Genomic DNA, 16859 nt, shown 5'->3' with positions numbered 1-16859 from the left:
ATTCTGTTATAATTTTGCTGATTTGTTTTTTCTTACTCCCAGGATGATATTCCTGATGTATGCGATAAAGCCTACAGATTGTCCTAATATAAGCACAGGATCGAGTCTGAATATACCGTAGCTGACAATTATGCTGCTACCTACAAGGCTTATAATCCAAAATCCTATAGGTAGTTTAGATTCATGTTTACGGTATGAGTATATCAGTTGGTATATAAATCTCAGTGTGAATATTACCTGTCCGGCGGAACCGAATATCAGCAACCAGATAGGAATATCTTCATTCTTGAAAAATTGGCTTATGAATTGTTCTGGAGATTTCAGAAGAAACGCACACGCCACTAAAGGAGTAATAAACAGTATTATTCTCAACAGAATATTTACATTCCTCCAAATACCTTTTTCATTAAGGTTCCAGATGTATATATAATATGATATGATTTGTCCCAATATTATTGAAAAATCATCCCTACACCATCCGTATATAAACAAAAGGTATGATCCTGCTATACTCAGAATCCAGAAAATGGATGGAGAAACAATTTCTTTTGCTCTCTCTGACAATATCCATTGTACAAGAATTCTTGCCGAGAAAAATATCTGTGCCAGAAAGCCTATTATATAAACAATAGTCATCAGAGGAAATGGTTAGATGTTGTTTTCTTTAATTTGATAGTTAATGTATCTGTGTTTCATCCATCTGTAAGCGAAACAGTCCTTGAATGGGGAGATAAGTCTGTTCCAAAGGTTGAATTTTGACTGGCCGGCCACTCTTGGAAAGTGCCTTACAGGGATTTCCTTATAGCATCCTCCGTCCTGAAGCAATATAAGCGCAGGAAGAAATCTGTGCATTCCTGTAAAAAACGGGATACGTTTGGCATAATCTGTATGGAGAATTTTCAGCGGACATCCGGTGTCGGTAGCGCCGTCGTGAGTCATCATGCGACGGAAGCTGTTGGCTATTTTCGATTGCAGGCGTTTGAAACCGGAGTCTTTTCTGTTTGCGCGGATACCCATCACTAATTTATAGTCGTTGATATAGTCCAATAACAGGTTAAAATCGTCTGGCGCAGTCTGTAGGTCGGCATCAATATATCCTACATACTTAGATTGTGCTGTGTCGAAACCTGCTTTTATGGCTGCGCTAAGTCCCGCGTTTTTTACAAAACTGATATAGAAGAAATCATTATGTCTTTTGCATAAATCCTGTATTCCTGCCAGGCTTTTGTCTTTAGAACCATCGTTTACGAACAATATACATGTTGGACATTTCGCTATTGAAGTAAAGGCAGACAGCTTTTCTTCCAGCATTGCCATGTTATCTTCTTCATTATATACTGGTACTACGACTGTTAAGTCATATTCCGATGTCTTGTTTATGGCAAGTAACGTTTGCGCAAATTCTCTCATATCGTTGTTTAATTAGTGATTTTGCAAAGTTATCCAAAACTTTCAGAAAACAATTATTTTATTGTCCTTTTAATGGGTTTGAGTCTGATTTATACCATTCGATAAATCTATTTATACCTTCATGCAGTCCAATCTGAGGCTTGTAGCCGGTTTCATTTTCTAATTTTGTGGTGTCGGCGTATGTCTGGTACACGTCTCCCTGTTGCATTGGAAGATATTCTTTGATGGCTTCTTTACCTAAAGCCTGCTCCATCTCTTTGATGAAGTCCATAAGCTTTACAGGTTTCGAACATCCGATGTTATAAATTTTATATGCCACACCGTTTTCGCATTCTTCTGCTTTTGGGGTATTGTTGATTACCCTTATTGTGCCTTCAACTATATCGTCTATGTAAGTGAAATCTCTGCTCAGGTTACCGTTGTTGAATATCTTTATAGGTTCGTTTTTTGAGATGGCTTGAGCGAAAAGCATCGGAGCCATGTCAGGTCGTCCCCACGGGCCATAAACAGTGAAATATCTTAATCCTGTTACGGCAAAACCATATAGTTTGCTGTAGGCATGTGCCATCAGTTCATTCGATTTCTTACTGGCGGCATAAAGACTTACCGGGCTGTCCACCTTATCTTCTTCAGAGTAAGGTACCTTGGAGTTAAGACCGTAAACTGAGCTTGACGAGGCGAAAATAAGATGTCCCACACTGTTGTTACGGCAGGCTTCGAGTATATTCAGAAAACCGGTGATGTTGCTGTTCAGGTATGCGTATGGATTACTTATGGAATATCTTACACCGGCTTGTGCCGCAAGGTTCATTACCTTGTCGAATTTCTCTTCAGCAAATAATTTATCTATTGAAGGTTTGTCGTCTATTGACATTTTTATGAATGTGCAGTTGGGAAAAATCGTACTTTTCACCTTTTCATTGTAGAAAAAGAAATTATCAGGAACAGTAATTCCGCATTCTTTCAGCCTGGCGAATTTCATGCGTACGTCGTAATAGTTGTTTATTTCGTCTATTCCAACTACGGTTTCTCCTTTTTTAGATAAAACATGCATAAGTCTTGAGCCGATGAAACCGGCCGCACCGGTGATCAGGATTTTCATAATTGATTAGTTTGTAGGATAAATCTTATTTAAATAACAATTCCATTGGACCGGTGAGCCCAATGGAATTGACTTATTATAGAATTGATGTTATAATCAGTTTTTGTTTGCACGTTTGCGCTCAGTCTCGTCAAGAATAATCTTACGCATACGCATGCTTTTTGGAGTAACTTCTACGTATTCGTCTTCCTTGATGTATTCCAATGCTTCTTCAAGTGAGAATATTACCGGAGGGATGATTCGTGCCTTGTCGTCCGAACCGGAAGCACGCATATTGGTAAGTTTCTTTGATTTTGTAACGTTGATTACCAAGTCGTTTTCGTGTACGTGTTCACCTACCACCTGTCCTGCATAGACCTCATCCTGTGGATAGATAAAGAACTTGCCTCTATCCTGAAGCTTGTCTATGGCGTATGCAAATGCTGTACCCGATTCCATGGCTATCATCGAACCGTTGGTACGGCGGTCTATCTCACCCTTGTATGGCTGGTATTCCTTGAAGCGGTGTGCCATTATGGCTTCTCCCTGTGATGCGGTAAGCACATTTGTACGCAGACCGATGATTCCGCGCGAAGGCATGTTGAATTCTATGTTTACACGGTCGCCCTGAGTTTCCATTGATGTAAGCTCTCCTTTACGGCGGGTAACCATATCAATCATCTTGCTTGAGAATTCTTCTGGCACGCTGATTGTAAGTTCCTCGATAGGTTCGCATTTCACACCGTCTATTTCCTTGAAGATAACCTGTGGCTGACCTACCTGAAGCTCGTAGCCTTCGCGGCGCATTGTTTCGATAAGTACGGACAAATGGAGCACGCCACGTCCTGAGACAATCCATTTACCATCCTCGTTTTCTGTCTTTCTCACACGGAGTGCAAGATTCTTGTCGAGTTCCTTCATCAGACGGTCGTGTATGTGGCGTGAAGTCACATATTTCCCTTCTTTACCGAAGAAAGGTGAGTCGTTTATGGTGAAAAGCATGCTCATTGTAGGCTCGTCGATGGCGATTGGCGGAAGTGGCTCCGGATTTTCGAAATCGCATATAGTATCTCCGATTTCAAAACCTTCTATACCTACTATGGCACAGATGTCGCCGGATGAAACAGATTCTACTTTCTTGCGTCCGAGACCTTCGAATGTATGTACTTCTTTTATTTTTGATTTTACCATTGTGCCGTCACGTTTGGCCAATGTAATGTTCATACCTTCTGTAATTGTACCTCTGTGTACACGTCCCACAGCGATACGTCCTGTATATGAAGAGTAGTCCAGTGATGTGATAAGCATCTGTGGAGTACCTTCCAGCATCTGTGGAGCAGGAATATATTTCACGATTGCATCAAGCAGAGGTGTAATGCTGTCTGTCGGAGTTTTCCAGTCTTCACCCATCCAGTTGTTTTTGGCCGAACCGTACAGAACCGGGAAGTCAAGCTGGTCTTCTGTTGCGTTGAGGCTGAACATCAGATCGAAGACCATTTCATATACTTCTTCAGGACGGCAGTTGGGTTTGTCCACCTTGTTTACTACTACGATTGGTTTCAATCCTATCTGGAGAGCCTTTTGCAGTACGAAGCGGGTCTGTGGCATAGGACCTTCGAATGCGTCCACAAGCAGGATACAGCCGTCTGCCATATTCAGCACACGTTCTACCTCACCACCGAAATCGGCGTGTCCCGGAGTGTCTATAATGTTGATTTTTGTACCCTTGTAATTGATTGATACGTTCTTTGAAAGGATTGTTATACCTCTTTCACGTTCCAAATCGTTGTTATCCAATACCAGTTCACCGTTTGTCTGGTCTCCGCGGAACAGGTGTCCCGCCAACATCATCTTGTCCACTAATGTTGTTTTACCATGGTCAACGTGGGCAATGATGGCAATGTTTCTAATGTCTTGCATACTATACCTATATATTATTGGCTGCAAATTTACTATTTTTCGTTGAAAGTCATTCAAAAAAACAGGAAAAAAAGTCCATGATATTTTGTCTAATATAAAGATTGTTAGTATCTTTGCACCCGCAAATCAAATTTATACATTTTAAAAACTGTCAAAATTATGTATTTAGACGCAGCTAAAAAACAAGAAATCTTTGAAAAGTACGGAAAGTCTAACACTGATACTGGATCATCAGAATCTCAGATAGCATTGTTTTCATACCGTATTTCTCACCTGACTGAGCACATGAAGCTCAACAGAAAAGATTATAGTACTGAAAGAGCTCTTACAAAGTTAGTTGGTAAGCGTCGTGCTTTACTTAACTATCTGAAGGAACGCGACATCGAAAGATATCGTGCTATCGTTAAAGAGCTTGGCTTGCGTAAGTAATTATTACTTGCTGCACGGAAATTTAAAATGAGTTATCTCCTTGTAAATAGGTGATAACTCATTTTTTTAAACGTCCTGTCGTTTGATTAAATGTCTTGTTATTTTAATTTAAACGCCGAGGCGTTTTTTTATTAATATTATCTTTGCTAATAGCATGTTCTCTGTTATTGGGATAATATATGGAAATCTGTAGTATCATTTTAAATTAAAGCCGTTCAGCGAACATTCACTAAACGTTTACTGAACGGCTTTTTCTCATTATGCAGGATAATTCAGATTTTCCTCAGTTGCCTGTTCCAGAACTTCTTCCAGATATTTCTTTGATTCCCATTTTGCCATAGGAAGATTCATCATCAGATAGTTGCCGCAGTCTTTGGCTGTCGCTCCCGGAACTTCGCCTTCATAATCGGCAATGAAACGGAAAGTCTCAATCATCAGCGGAAGTATGTCTGCCGATTTCAGGTCACCTTTTACTACGAGATAGTTACCAGTGAGGCAGCCCATAGGCCCCCAGTATATAATCTTGTCTGCCCATACAGGGTGGTTGCGAAGGAATGTAGCGGCCAGGTGCTCAATTGTGTGGATGGCAGAAGGGCTTAATGCCGGTTCTCGGTTAGGCTCCTTCATGCGGACATCGAATGTGGTTACTGTTTCTGTTCCTACTTTGTCTTGTCTTGATACGTATATTCCGCGCAGCAGACGGATATGGTCTATTGTAAAGCTTGGTATTTTTTCCATGAATGAAGAATTAAAAAATTAATAATTAAGAGTTATCCAATTCTGTTAGGCAATGCCTTAAGGAATGTTTCTGTCACCTTGAACGAGCGGTTAGCCATTTCGCCCCAGAAGTTAAGATACTGGTCGAAGTGGTTTTCTGCTCCCGGAGTGTCGCTGATGATTCTGAAGCTGATGAACGGGACTTTATACAGATAGCAAATCTGAGCTATAGACGCTGATTCCATATCTACAGCCAGACCTTCGTGGAAGTTTGACTTTATTTCGTCTAACTCCTTGCGGTCGGTGATGAATTTGTCGCCTGTACAGATGAGGCCTCCGTGGATAGCTGTTTCAGTATCAAGAGACATTGCTGTATTGTAGAGGGTTTCGTTGCCTTCGAAGAAAGTAGGGAGTCCCTGAATCTGTCCGTAGGCATTACCTTCGCCGCACCATACATCGTGATATACAATATTGCGGCTCACCACTACATCCATCACCTTCAGGCAAGTGTCTATACCTCCTGCCACACCGGTGCTGATGATACAGTCAGGCTGGAAGTTGTTTATCATTTCCACTGTTCCGGCAGCTGCGTTTACTTTTCCTATACCGCACTGCATCAGTACTATTTCGTTGTTGTTTATTTTCCCTTCTATATAGTTGAAAGGACCTTTGCTTGTTTCTTTTATTTCCGTAAGTTGGTTTGCCAGTTGCTTCTGTTCGGAAGACATGGCTGTGATAATTCCTATTTTCATTCGGTAAATTTGTTCTGATTTTGATTTTCGGTGGCAAATTTACAACATTTCAAGCAGTATTATGTTATCTTTGCCGACTGAATACTAATAGTTTATTTAATTTTTCAATTCTTTGATATAGTATGAATTTATTCAAGAAACTTATTCCGGACATTGTGGCTGTGGTATTGTTTGCGGTAATATCGTTCGCATACTTCTTCCCGGCAGTCACTGAAGGACGAATATTGGCCCAGCATGATGCCGTAGCGGGTATCGGTTCCGGTCAGGAACAAAAGGAGTATATGGAGAAGACAGGTGAGCGTACCCGCTGGACAAACTCTATTTTCGGAGGTATGCCTACCTACCAGATGTCGCCAAGTTATGATTCTACCGAAGCGTTGGGATTCATACAGAAGGTGTATCATCTGTTCCTGCCTACGTACGTGTGGTATGTGTTTGTGATGCTTCTTGGATTTTATATCCTTCTGCGTGCCTTTAATTTTAAGGTATGGCTCTCGGCATTAGGGGCAATAATATGGGCTTTCTCATCCTATTTCTTCATTATCATTGCGGCGGGACATATATGGAAGTTTGTCACTCTGGCTTATATCCCGCCTACAATAGCAGGTATGGTGCTTGTTTATCGTGGAAAATATCTCGTAGGAGGGCTTGTTACAGCATTGTTTGTCGCTCTGCAGATTATGGCTAATCATCCGCAGATGAGTTATTACTTCCTGTTCGTTATGCTGTTTATGGCTATCGCTTACGGCGTGATGGCTTATAAGGAAAATAAACTTAAAGACTTTTTTAAGGCAACCGGAGTGCTTGTTGTGGCAGGTGTGATAGGTGTCTGTATTAATCTTTCCAATCTTTATCACACATATCAGTACAGCAAGGAGAGTATGCGAGGCAAGAGTGAACTCGTGAAGGAAAACTCAGCCAATCAGACAGGAAGCGGACTTGAGCGCGACTATATCACCCAGTGGAGCTATGGCATAGGCGAAACATTCTCGCTGCTTGTTCCAAACGTTAAGGGTGGCGCGTCTGTTCCACTCGCGGCAAATGAGGATGCCATGAAGAAGGCCAATCCTATGTATCGCGGACTGTATTCGCAGTTGGGACAGTACTGGGGCGAACAGCCGGGCACTTCAGGTCCGGTTTATGTAGGTGCATTTGTGATGTTCCTTTTCATTTTGGGATGTTTCATAGTGAAAGGTCCTATGAAGTGGGCTCTTATAGTTGGAACTGTATTCTCAATAGTATTGTCGTGGGGAAAGAACTTCATGGGTGTGACAGACTTCTTCATAGACTATGTTCCTATGTACAATAAGTTCCGTGCCGTTTCGTCTATTCTGGTAATTGCGGAATTCACTATTCCTCTGCTTGCCATAATGGCGCTGAAGGAGATTATGGAGCGTCCTGCTGTTATTAAGGAGAATGCAAAAGGCTTCTATATCAGTCTTGCGCTTACCGGAGGATTGTCGCTTCTGTTTGCTGTTGCTCCTCAGGTGTTCTTCCCTTCGTATATTTCCACAATGGAGATGTCAGCTCTTCAGAATGCTATTCCTCAGGATCAGCTTGTTTCTATATTGACAAATCTTGAAGAGGTTCGTGTTTCAATATTTACTTCCGATGCATGGCGCAGCCTTGTAATTATTCTGATAGGTGTGGCTTTGGTATATGCTTATTCGATTGGAAAACTGAAACCGAAGGTTACGGTAGCTCTTATAGCTCTGTTGTGTCTTGTGGATATGTGGAGTGTGAACAAACGCTATCTGTACGACGAGCAGTTTGTGGCAAAAGGAACTGAGATGAAACCATATCTGGAACCTTCGGAAACGGATAAGGAAATTCTGAAGGACAAATCGCTGGATTACAGAGTATTAAACCTGGCTGTGAATACATTCAACGAGAACAATACAGCTTACTGGCATAAGAGTATCGGAGGATATCACGCAGCAAAGCTTCGCCGTTATCAGGAGATAATTGAGGAACATATCCATGGTGAAATGAACGCTATATTCTCTAAACTATCAGAGGCAGGTGGTGATATGACTAAGGTTGACCGGAATGCTTTCCCTGTTCTGAACATGCTTAACACAAGATATTTCATTCTTCCGCTTCAGGACGGAAAGACTGCTCCGGTGTTTAATCCTTATGCTTGTGGAAACGCTTGGTTTGTAGGCGATGTGAAATATGTTGACAATGCAAATGAGGAGATAGATGCATTGCATGATATTAATCCGCTCCACACAGCAGTTGTTGACAAGCGTTTTGCTGAACAGGTTAAGATGACTGCCTCTCCTGACTCCCTCAGCTCAATTGTTCTGAAAGAGTATCAGCCTAACGCATTGAAATATGAGGTTGATTCCAAGAACGGTGGGGTAGTGGTATTCTCGGAAATATATTATCCGGGTTGGATTTCAACTATAGATGGCGAGGAGGTGGAACACGGACGTGCCGACTATATCCTCCGTGCGATGAATGTTCCTGCAGGAAAGCATGTCATAGAGTTCAAGTTCGACCCAAAATCGCTTCATACTACTGAAACCATTGCTTATATAGCATTGGCTTTACTTGTTGTTGGTGTAGTGGTGGTAATAATATCAGCGAACAAAAAGCGTAAAGAATAACCGCATTTAGCGTTACACGAACGTGTGACGGCCGTGGCACGAAGGTGTAACGCGCGTGACACGTTCGTGCAACGCTCGTAACACGGGCGTGTAACGGTAAAAATACAGGCGTTTCACGGATTATCTGAAGTGATAGTCCATGAAACGCCTTATTTCTTGAGTACCGCTCTTATTACGAACCATAGATGATGAGCAATGGTAGATATATATCCGTAGTGACGGCACATGATATTGAAACGTTCCATAAGCGAAGCCTTATGGTTTCTTGTAGTCATGCCTTCGTTCAGATAGTCTATTACGGTAAGCCTTGAATTATGAATGCTCCTGCTTTTCTTCATTATGCGTATGCACCAGTCGAAATCGGCGGAAAAACGGTATTTCAGGTTATATGGCTCATTTACCGCCAGTTCACGGCGCGCAAAGAAAGCCTGATGACATACAAGCATACCTTTCTTGAAACTTTTCCACGTGAGTACTTCCGGAGCCGACAGACGTCGCATCCTGATGAAATGTCCGTTCTCGTCAACTATCTGTGTCTCGCCATAAATAACATCCGGCAGTGTATCTCCTTTTATACTGTGTACCATATAGAACAAAGTATCATCCTCATGCAATTCGTCACCGGCATTGAGGAAACACAGATAGTCGCCGGTAGCAAGTCCGATTCCCTTGTTCATCGCGTCATACAGTCCTTTGTCAGGTTCGCTTACCAGGTGTGCTATGTGCTGTCTGTATTTTTCTATTATACCTAGTGTTCCGTCTTTCGAGCCGCCGTCAACAATGATGTACTCCACATTCTTGTACGACTGTGTGATGACACTCTGTATAGTGTCCTCCAATACCTTTTCGGCATTATACGTCACTGTGATAATGCTGAACTTAGGATGCTGGTGCTGTATGTGGTAATTTGGAGCGGTGTTATGCATTTTTGCCTGTCAGCTTGTTATAGATTTGCAGATACTGGTGTGCGACAACAGATTCGGAATAAGTGTTTACTGCCTTACGGTGGGCTTCCTCGCTTAGGGTCTGATAGTTACCGTCGGTAAGCACCCATTTTATGCCGTTGGCGAGGTCGGATGCCGACTTATATTCTGCTACATATCCGTTGTGCAGATGGTCTATCATCTGCGGGATACCTCCTGTTTCGAATCCTACGCAAGGGATACCGCACGACATGGCTTCCACTATGGTATTGGGCAGATTGTCCTGTAGCGAAGGTGTGACGTAAATGTCAACGGCGTTATAAATATCCACCAGGTCTTTTTCACTTTTCACATAATTCATTGTATATATAGGGAACGGGAACAGTGAAGAATGTTGTTCCGGATGCGAGCCCAATATCACAACTCCGAGTTCTTTGCTTAGTTCCGGATTGCTTTGTGTCAGTATCTTGCATGCCTCTATCAGATAGTCTATACCTTTGCGCTTGTCAGTAATCTTGACCGATCCGAAAAGCAGAAGTTTCTTGTCCTGAGGTAAGTTAAGTTTCTCTCTTGCCTGACGTTTGTTTCGTGGCATGAACAGGTTGGTATTAATGGCATTAGGAATGCTTGTGATGTTCTGTCTTCCTATTAGTGCACTGCTCTTAGCCATTTTCTCCAGCCAGTGACTGCAAGCAACGAAAGTGATGTTTGCGTTTGAGAAAATCTTTTGTTTCTTCTTGAATGTTTTGTAGGAAAGGTCTTTCTTGTGAGGCTTTAGAAGAAGCTCACAGTTGTGACAATGCTCTTCATATTTCTTGCATGAGCCTGCATAGTGGCATATTCCGGTGAATGGCCACATGTCGTGCATTGTCCATACCACAGGCTTCCCTGATTTAAGAATTTTATCGATGTCGTTAAGCGAAAGCATTCCCTGGTTGATCCAGTGCAGGTGTATTACGTCTGCCTGTACGAATTCATGCAGTTTTGTGATGTCTGTTCCTGTATTTGCTATATCGACAGCAAAGAGATTACGACGTGTAAATCCGTTTGCTATCCATATTACGATACGTTCCCAGGCGAATTGCCATATTCTCCTCCATGAGTTTTTCAGAGGGATGACGGTTAACTGCTCTGTCTGTTTGTGGCGGACAAGCATTTTTGTTTTTATTCCATTATTTTTTAGTGCGTCCATCAGTCGGCTCGCTGCAATAGCCGCACCTCCTATACGTTCTGCCGTGTTTATGATTAGTATTCTCATGGTCGGGAATTTTTTGCAAAGATAATGCTTACTGACCTTTTTTATCCCAATTGATGCATGAATAATTAAGTATAATATAGTTAAAAACGGCATCAGAGGCCGTTTTTATCTGCCAAAATCTCCTTTAAGGGTACGTTTTATCCTTCTTATGGCTTTTGCCATGAAGGAATTTGTCCGTGCATAGTATCTCACGTATGCCATACGCGCTTCTTTGTTCTCGACAGCGGGACTGATTTTTTTTACATCAATTCTGCCCATAAACAGGTTTGACGAATATAGGCCTCCTCCACCGCAGTTTGTTCCGCTACCGTCGAATCCTTCATTCTGTACGAGCGATTTTCCTACATTCAGCGAAAGGATGTCGTTAAGGAAAAGCGATGCGTTCCATCGTATAGCCCATGAGTTGTTTTTCCCTTCAATCTGTCGGCGGAGCATACGGGTATATCCGTATTTCCCGTTGAAATCGAAAGTGTAGGTAAGATTCCTTTTCTCGAGTTCATTAAGAAGAGCTTTGCCGTCGGGATTGAAATATTTCCATGCGCGTTTCCAGGTTGCCCAGCCCCAGCTGCCTGTCCATTTTATAAGAAAAGTGTCCGGTAATGCAGAATCCTGAGTGAAGTCGCATCCTTGTATGTGTCCTACTTTTTCTTCGTCTTTATATGTCTCCAGGGCATCGTTCATGAATTGCAGAAAGTATGGTGCGGTAATCAGGTCGTCTTCCAATACGATAACTTTTCCATATTCGTTGACTCTTGTGGTTACACCGTCTATTATACTTCGGGCAAGTCCCCAGTTTTCGGCCCTTTCTATAATGTGTATCTCCTTAAATCCGCTGACAGAGTGGATATACTTTCTAACTTCTTCTACAGCTCCTTCCTGTTCAGGTGTGCGTGCGGCGTCAGAATAAATATATAAAACGCTGTCGGGCGAAAGAGTGTTTTGTTTCAGGGCCTCAACAGTCCGGCGAACATGGTCGGGACGGTTGAAAACGAATAGAAGTATCGGTGCGTTCATGACTTTTAAGTTTTTGAGTTCTTGAGTTTGCTTTCTGTTGACGAGTTAACAAGTTGTCAACTTGTAACTGATACCTTGTCATCTGAAAAAACAGAATCTGTCTGCGATTTTGTTATACCACTTATAAGGTTTTGCCTTGCCGTTTTTCCTCTTTTCTTCAAGACAGTTGGCAAGCGACTGAATAGGCGCGTCAAAGAACAGTTCTTTCAATACTCTTTGTTGCTTGGCCAATAATTCCTTGTACAGGTCAGTATCTTTTTCCAGCCTGTTTATCAGATTCAGCATCTGGTCCATAGTCTTGACGTCGCACTCATCGATAATGAGTTCGTGATGGATTACTTCATTCCTGTTCATTATTGCGAGTGTGCCAAGCGATACGGCTTCGGCTACAGAATTACCTCGTATATGTCGTCCTCCCATCTTGACGAAATATTTCGCGTCGTAGATGCTTTTAAGATTGTCGAAAATACGCTGTTTGTGGAGAATTATTTCATACCCTTCGTCTATGAGAGGCTGGAAATGTGCGGGTGCCTTTGTTACAGGGCGTTCTGTAGTGGAGTTGATTTCCATGAAAATACCTTTATTCTCCGCTTCTCTTCCCAGGTGGCTATGCATGATTTTCTGCAGAGTGTCCGAGCTGAGGAAAGTATATGGGAAATCCACTATGCCGCATTTCTTTGCGATTATCCCTCTTGCCATCTGATTCATTGTCACGTCATATCCGAAGTGTACTGTCCCTGTCGCCATGTTTGCTTCGCCTATCATATATGCGAACAGTGTCTGTGGATAACTTCTTACTACTGAAGTAGGCAGACTGACATTTATTGAAATTACCACATCATATTTGCTCCAGTCAATGTCATGACAGTCCACCGCGAATTTACCGTTCGGAAACGGACTCCCCGGCTGTTTGAATTCCTGTCCCGGAATCTTGTCGAGAGTTTCCGTCTTGAGCAGATACAGATATTTTGAAATATGAGGTATTACCTTGCGATAAATCTGTGTCTCGAATTCCGGTTCTTCCTTTACAATATAAAAATCGGCGTCAAGTTCAGCCATAAGACCTATTGGACCTACTCTTCCCATTGATGAGAATAGAATGTTTGCCGCATCCTTTTCTGTGACCGGACACACATAAAGGTCCTGATATACTTCCTGTTTTACTAATGCTATTTTCATAATGGGTGTGAAGTTAGTAATAAATAATATGTGAAGATACTCTTACTGATTTTTTTTGAATTATAAATATATTTCATGGTGTATTAAATTGTTTTGTTTCAGATTATCGGCATGAAGTTACCGAAGTATTTATTAAGTTGAGAGTTTTTCCGATAAAATTTTTCCAATTATTCTTTTCAAGGAACTCACTGTATTTCTCTGCGGATATGTTTATTCCTCTGTAATTCTCAATAATGTTGCTGATATCCTTGTATTCATTGAATACATAGACGTTCAGGTCTTTATTCATGGCATAGTCTCTGAATGAGCCTGTGTCCGGACCTATAACTTTTGCTCCGAAAGAGAGTGAATCCATCAATATGCCTGAACTTAATATCGAGTCCTGAAGATATGGCATAAGTACAAATTCGGTTGAGGCTATATATTCTGCCAGCTCTTCGAATGCTGCCCCCTTGAGGATTAATGTAGTGTTCTTGCTTGCTACTGACTTTATATCAGCGGCTATTTGAGGTGTGGTGCAGTTGCCTACGACACATATTCTTATGTCGTTGACATTCTCTTCCTTTACGTACCTAAGATATTGATATACACCTTTGTATCCGATAATGTTACCCCATATCAATACGTCGTACGACTTATCCAGGCTCATGCCGGTAATCATGCTCAGCCTGTTTTTTGTAGGGTGGTCAATGTAGAAAGTCTTGCCTGCCGTGAAACTGAATCTGTCGTTAATAAGTCTGACACCTTCGCTGGCATGAGTGATTATATAGTCAGATTCTTTTGCTATCAGATAAGTTATAATTTTTTTTATCTGTCTTTTATTGCCCTGATGAGGCTTCTTGTTGTGAAGAACCCAGATTATCTTCTTGTGTCTGATTTTCAGGACAAACAGTAGTAGTATAGCCAATACCGATTGTATGTATCCGTACTTGAAGTCCGGAATGCTTTCGAACCAGTTGAATATAAATATGTCTCCCCAATTTGATGGCTTCAGTATGCTCAGCAGGGGATTTTTATGGCTTTCATTTACTACTTTGCAACCTTCCTCGTTGTTTATTGCCGATATGAAATCGCTGATGTACGGATTGCCTTTTCCGCCTGACGAAGGTTTTATATTTGGAAAAACGGTAAATGTTGGCATGGCTTTTATTTGTGTTTTAACATATTGTTCAGTTCTATCATACTTTTACCGGTAATTGTTGAGATAATTGAAACAATCAGGGAAGTATAAAGTTTTTTCTGGAATGGCATAATTGTAAAAGCTTTTACAAAATGTTCGAATCCTATAGCATATTCATGTTGTGTTATTGCTCTTGTCATTCTTCTTTTGTGCCAGGAAGACAGAAAGAGCCTTGCTCCTTTTTTATGCTTTGAGATTTTATAGTTCTCATAGAAAAGTCTGTCAAGCGGATCTTTCTTTAATACAGGTCGTACGCTTTTTACTGTCTCATTATGAATGTAGTATGTGGATGTGGCTTTTGTAGAATAAGCAAACTCACAGACAGCATTGAGCCTTGCCATAGTCAGAATGTCTTCTCCGGTTGGTATCCCCTCAGGGTATCCGCCTATTGAGTTTATAACACTTTTTCTTACAGCATACGTGTTCGAGTTTATCGGAAGGCTTGTGCCTGAAGCTACCTCATAATAGTTGTAGAATATTCCATCATCACTGAAAGGAAGCTTAGGATTTAGTTCAGGGTATATGATAGAACCTTTTAATGACATCCTGTATGATGCTGCAAACACCCCGCATTGTGGATATTTGTTATATAAGTATAGAATTGTTTCAAGATGGTCTGCGTCCCATTCGTCGTCAGCGTCAAGAAAAGCAATCAAATCGTATTTTGCCTCTTTTATACCTTTGTTTCTGGCGCAGGATACACCCTGGTTCTTCTGGCGTATAAGTCGTATGAGTGGAGAATTCATCTTCTCTACTATTTCCGGTCCTTCATCGGTTGAGCCATCGTCCACTACTATTATCTCGAATTCCTTTACTGTCTGTCCGAGAACAGAGCTGATGCTTCGTGTGATAAATTTCCCGCAGTTATATAGAGGTATAATAACGCTTATCATTTTATTTTCCTTTTAAGTAAATATGAAAAGATTTCGTCCTGTATTTTGGCGTTTGCCAAACGCGAAATACCAAGATACAATATAGCTGTTATGATGATTTTCATTGCCAGGACAATATATCGCGAATCAAAAAGACTACATACAAGCTTTGCCGCAATTATTGAGACTATGGTAATGAGTATAAATGGACAGATATCTTTCATCGCATCTGTAAATTTAAGTTTTATTTCCTTTCTTACCATCATATACCATACTGACATCCATATAATGTTTATGGCTACGTAAGTTGAAATCATTATAGGCAGTCCGTATCTCCAGCTTACGAGCAGAGCGGCAATCTGTATGCAACCCAATATTATATTGCTGTAAAGATTAAGATTTGATTTCCCGCGACTTATCAAAAGGTGTGAGCACAAGGTAGTTATCGGTAAAAAGGCTCCCCAAATGCATAATTGTTGAAGTATTGGAATACAGTCAATCCATTTGTCCTTGATTGTTAGTAATATAAATTCAGGTGCTATCAGAGCCAGTCCGAACATGGTGGGGAATGATATATAGGATGTAAACCTTAACATCTTTCTGAAGATGCCAAGCTGTTTGTTCACGTCGCCCGATGCTTGGGAGAATACTGGTTGGGCTACACCTCCGATGGTAGAGCTTATCAACGACGAGCCCATGGTGTTCCACTTGTTGGCTTGTGTATATAGTCCTACAGAATGAGGCGTGAATTTCCGGCCAATAATAGTTGAGAATATATTGTTGTTTATCTGATTGAATATATTGGTGAGCAATATCTTGACACTGAAACCGAAGAACTCTTTTATCGGTCCAAAATCTATCTTGAATGTCGGACGCCACGGAGAGAAATACCAAAGACTCAGATTTACTATGGCAATGTATATCAGGTTTTGTATGGCAAGTCCCCAATATGACATATTGTTGTATGCAAGAATTATTCCTATAATGCAGGATATTGTGATAGCATAAATCTGTGCGGTAGCCTTCTCTTTAGTCATAAGGTTTCTGAACAGATAGGCGTTATGTGATGTCGCTGTGCTTGAAATGACAAACCCGAGAAAATATATTCTTGACAGTTTTATAAGGTCCGGCTGGTTGTAATAATCCGCTATTAACGGTGCCGACAGAAAAAGTATGATGTATAATGCGCATCCTGTAAGTGTGCTGAACCAGAATACGGCATTGTAGTCGTTGTGCGTTATGTCATGTTTGTTTACGAGGGCGTTTGTAAATCCGCTCTCCTGTATTGTTCCGGCTATGGCGCTGAAGATGGCGAGCATCCCTACCATACCATAATCGGCAGGTGTCAGCAGACGGGCAAGGAATATGCCAAAGACAAGGTTCAGAATTTGTAGAATTCCGTTCCCAAGTCCTCCCCACAGAAGCCCTTTCGCTGTTTTTTCCTTTAGAGAATTGTTTGACACTTTCCTGAGGTTTTATGAAAAAAGGCGGGACATTCATAATCCCGCCCTT

Annotated in this window: 15 protein-coding genes; 2 read left to right on the top strand and 13 right to left on the bottom strand. The window is 41.4% G+C overall.

The window, feature by feature from the left end; translation table 11 throughout:
- Positions 1–6: 6 nt before the first annotated feature.
- From H6A27_RS01740 to typA, 4 genes are all read right to left on the bottom strand, one after another.
- The gene (locus H6A27_RS01740) at positions 7–636 is read right to left on the bottom strand and encodes a lipid-A-disaccharide synthase N-terminal domain-containing protein (protein WP_204404353.1); all 630 of its coding nucleotides are present in this window, start codon (positions 634–636) and stop codon (positions 7–9) included.
- A 12-nt stretch (positions 637–648) separates the two neighbouring features.
- Positions 649–1380 (bottom strand): glycosyltransferase, encoded by a 732-nt coding sequence (locus H6A27_RS01735; protein WP_204404365.1) that lies wholly within the window; start codon positions 1378–1380, stop codon positions 649–651.
- A gap of 88 nt (positions 1381–1468) precedes the next feature.
- On the bottom strand, positions 1469–2512 hold the full coding sequence (locus tag H6A27_RS01730) for an NAD-dependent epimerase/dehydratase family protein (RefSeq protein ID WP_204507460.1): 1044 nt from the start codon (positions 2510–2512) through the stop codon (positions 1469–1471).
- A 96-nt stretch (positions 2513–2608) separates the two neighbouring features.
- Positions 2609–4411, bottom strand: a complete 1803-nt coding sequence (gene typA / locus H6A27_RS01725) for a translational GTPase TypA (RefSeq protein WP_204507459.1) — start codon at positions 4409–4411, stop codon at positions 2609–2611.
- Between the two features lie 159 nt (positions 4412–4570).
- Here typA and rpsO point away from each other — a divergent pair, with 159 nt between their 5' ends.
- Positions 4571–4840 carry a 30S ribosomal protein S15 gene (rpsO, locus tag H6A27_RS01720; protein ID WP_204507458.1) on the top strand — a complete coding sequence of 90 codons (270 nt, stop codon included), beginning with the start codon at positions 4571–4573 and terminating at the stop codon, positions 4838–4840.
- Positions 4841–5098: 258 nt separating this feature from the next.
- Here the strand turns inward: rpsO and H6A27_RS01715 are convergent, their stop codons facing one another.
- Entirely contained in the window at positions 5099–5578 is a 480-nt protein-coding gene (locus H6A27_RS01715) for an S-ribosylhomocysteine lyase (RefSeq protein WP_204507457.1), read from the bottom strand.
- A 32-nt stretch (positions 5579–5610) separates the two neighbouring features.
- Positions 5611–6309, bottom strand: a complete 699-nt coding sequence (locus H6A27_RS01710) for a 5'-methylthioadenosine/adenosylhomocysteine nucleosidase (RefSeq protein ID WP_204507456.1) — start codon at positions 6307–6309, stop codon at positions 5611–5613.
- Between the two features lie 122 nt (positions 6310–6431).
- Between H6A27_RS01710 and H6A27_RS01705 the strand changes: the two genes are divergently transcribed.
- Entirely contained in the window at positions 6432–8921 is a 2490-nt protein-coding gene (locus H6A27_RS01705; protein ID WP_204507455.1) for a glycosyltransferase family protein, read from the top strand.
- A 149-nt stretch (positions 8922–9070) separates the two neighbouring features.
- Here the strand turns inward: H6A27_RS01705 and H6A27_RS01700 are convergent, their stop codons facing one another.
- The 7 genes from H6A27_RS01700 to H6A27_RS01670 all read right to left on the bottom strand — a co-directional run bounded on the left by H6A27_RS01700 (position 9071) and on the right by H6A27_RS01670 (position 16810).
- Positions 9071–9847, bottom strand: coding sequence for a glycosyltransferase family 2 protein (locus H6A27_RS01700; protein ID WP_204507454.1), 777 nt, complete (start codon positions 9845–9847; stop codon positions 9071–9073).
- On the bottom strand, positions 9840–11102 hold the full coding sequence (locus tag H6A27_RS01695; protein WP_204507453.1) for a glycosyltransferase family 4 protein: 1263 nt from the start codon (positions 11100–11102) through the stop codon (positions 9840–9842). Before H6A27_RS01695 ends, H6A27_RS01700 begins: the two co-directional genes overlap by 8 nt.
- Before the next feature lie 105 nt (positions 11103–11207).
- Positions 11208–12116: a glycosyltransferase gene (locus H6A27_RS01690; protein WP_204507452.1), complete on the bottom strand. Its 909-nt coding sequence runs from the start codon at positions 12114–12116 to the stop codon at positions 11208–11210.
- A 78-nt stretch (positions 12117–12194) separates the two neighbouring features.
- Positions 12195–13295, bottom strand: a complete 1101-nt coding sequence (locus H6A27_RS01685) for a hypothetical protein (protein WP_204507451.1) — start codon at positions 13293–13295, stop codon at positions 12195–12197.
- Positions 13296–13398: 103 nt separating this feature from the next.
- Positions 13399–14436: a glycosyltransferase family protein gene (locus H6A27_RS01680; protein ID WP_204507450.1), complete on the bottom strand. Its 1038-nt coding sequence runs from the start codon at positions 14434–14436 to the stop codon at positions 13399–13401.
- Positions 14437–14441: 5 nt separating this feature from the next.
- Positions 14442–15368, bottom strand: a complete 927-nt coding sequence (locus H6A27_RS01675) for a glycosyltransferase family 2 protein (protein ID WP_204507449.1) — start codon at positions 15366–15368, stop codon at positions 14442–14444.
- Positions 15365–16810 carry a lipopolysaccharide biosynthesis protein gene (locus H6A27_RS01670; protein WP_204403394.1) on the bottom strand — a complete coding sequence of 482 codons (1446 nt, stop codon included), beginning with the start codon at positions 16808–16810 and terminating at the stop codon, positions 15365–15367. The genes H6A27_RS01675 and H6A27_RS01670 overlap by 4 nt, the downstream gene beginning before the upstream one ends.
- Positions 16811–16859 lie beyond the last annotated feature (49 nt).

Source organism: Bacteroides caecigallinarum (assembly GCF_016902295.1).
In the GTDB taxonomy this organism is placed as follows: domain Bacteria; phylum Bacteroidota; class Bacteroidia; order Bacteroidales; family Bacteroidaceae; genus Phocaeicola; species Phocaeicola caecigallinarum_A.
Note: the sequence above shows the minus strand (reverse complement) of the source record. Positions and strands in the feature narration are given on the sequence as shown.

Excerpts from the sequence above, each read along its gene's own strand:
- H6A27_RS01740 (WP_204404353.1), bottom strand. The coding sequence starts at position 636 with ATGACTATTGTTTATATAATAGGCTTTCTGGCACAGATATTTTTCTCG.
- H6A27_RS01730 (WP_204507460.1), bottom strand. The coding sequence starts at position 2,512 with ATGAAAATCCTGATCACCGGTGCGGCCGGTTTCATCGGCTCAAGACTT.
- typA (WP_204507459.1), bottom strand. The coding sequence starts at position 4,411 with ATGCAAGACATTAGAAACATTGCCATCATTGCCCACGTTGACCATGGT.
- rpsO (WP_204507458.1), top strand. The coding sequence starts at position 4,571 with ATGTATTTAGACGCAGCTAAAAAACAAGAAATCTTTGAAAAGTACGGA.
- H6A27_RS01715 (WP_204507457.1), bottom strand. The coding sequence starts at position 5,578 with ATGGAAAAAATACCAAGCTTTACAATAGACCATATCCGTCTGCTGCGC.
- H6A27_RS01710 (WP_204507456.1), bottom strand. The coding sequence starts at position 6,309 with ATGAAAATAGGAATTATCACAGCCATGTCTTCCGAACAGAAGCAACTG.
- H6A27_RS01705 (WP_204507455.1), top strand. The coding sequence starts at position 6,432 with ATGAATTTATTCAAGAAACTTATTCCGGACATTGTGGCTGTGGTATTG.
- H6A27_RS01700 (WP_204507454.1), bottom strand. The coding sequence starts at position 9,847 with ATGCATAACACCGCTCCAAATTACCACATACAGCACCAGCATCCTAAG.
- H6A27_RS01695 (WP_204507453.1), bottom strand. The coding sequence starts at position 11,102 with ATGAGAATACTAATCATAAACACGGCAGAACGTATAGGAGGTGCGGCT.
- H6A27_RS01690 (WP_204507452.1), bottom strand. The coding sequence starts at position 12,116 with ATGAACGCACCGATACTTCTATTCGTTTTCAACCGTCCCGACCATGTT.
- H6A27_RS01685 (WP_204507451.1), bottom strand. The coding sequence starts at position 13,295 with ATGAAAATAGCATTAGTAAAACAGGAAGTATATCAGGACCTTTATGTG.
- H6A27_RS01680 (WP_204507450.1), bottom strand. The coding sequence starts at position 14,436 with ATGCCAACATTTACCGTTTTTCCAAATATAAAACCTTCGTCAGGCGGA.
- H6A27_RS01675 (WP_204507449.1), bottom strand. The coding sequence starts at position 15,368 with ATGATAAGCGTTATTATACCTCTATATAACTGCGGGAAATTTATCACA.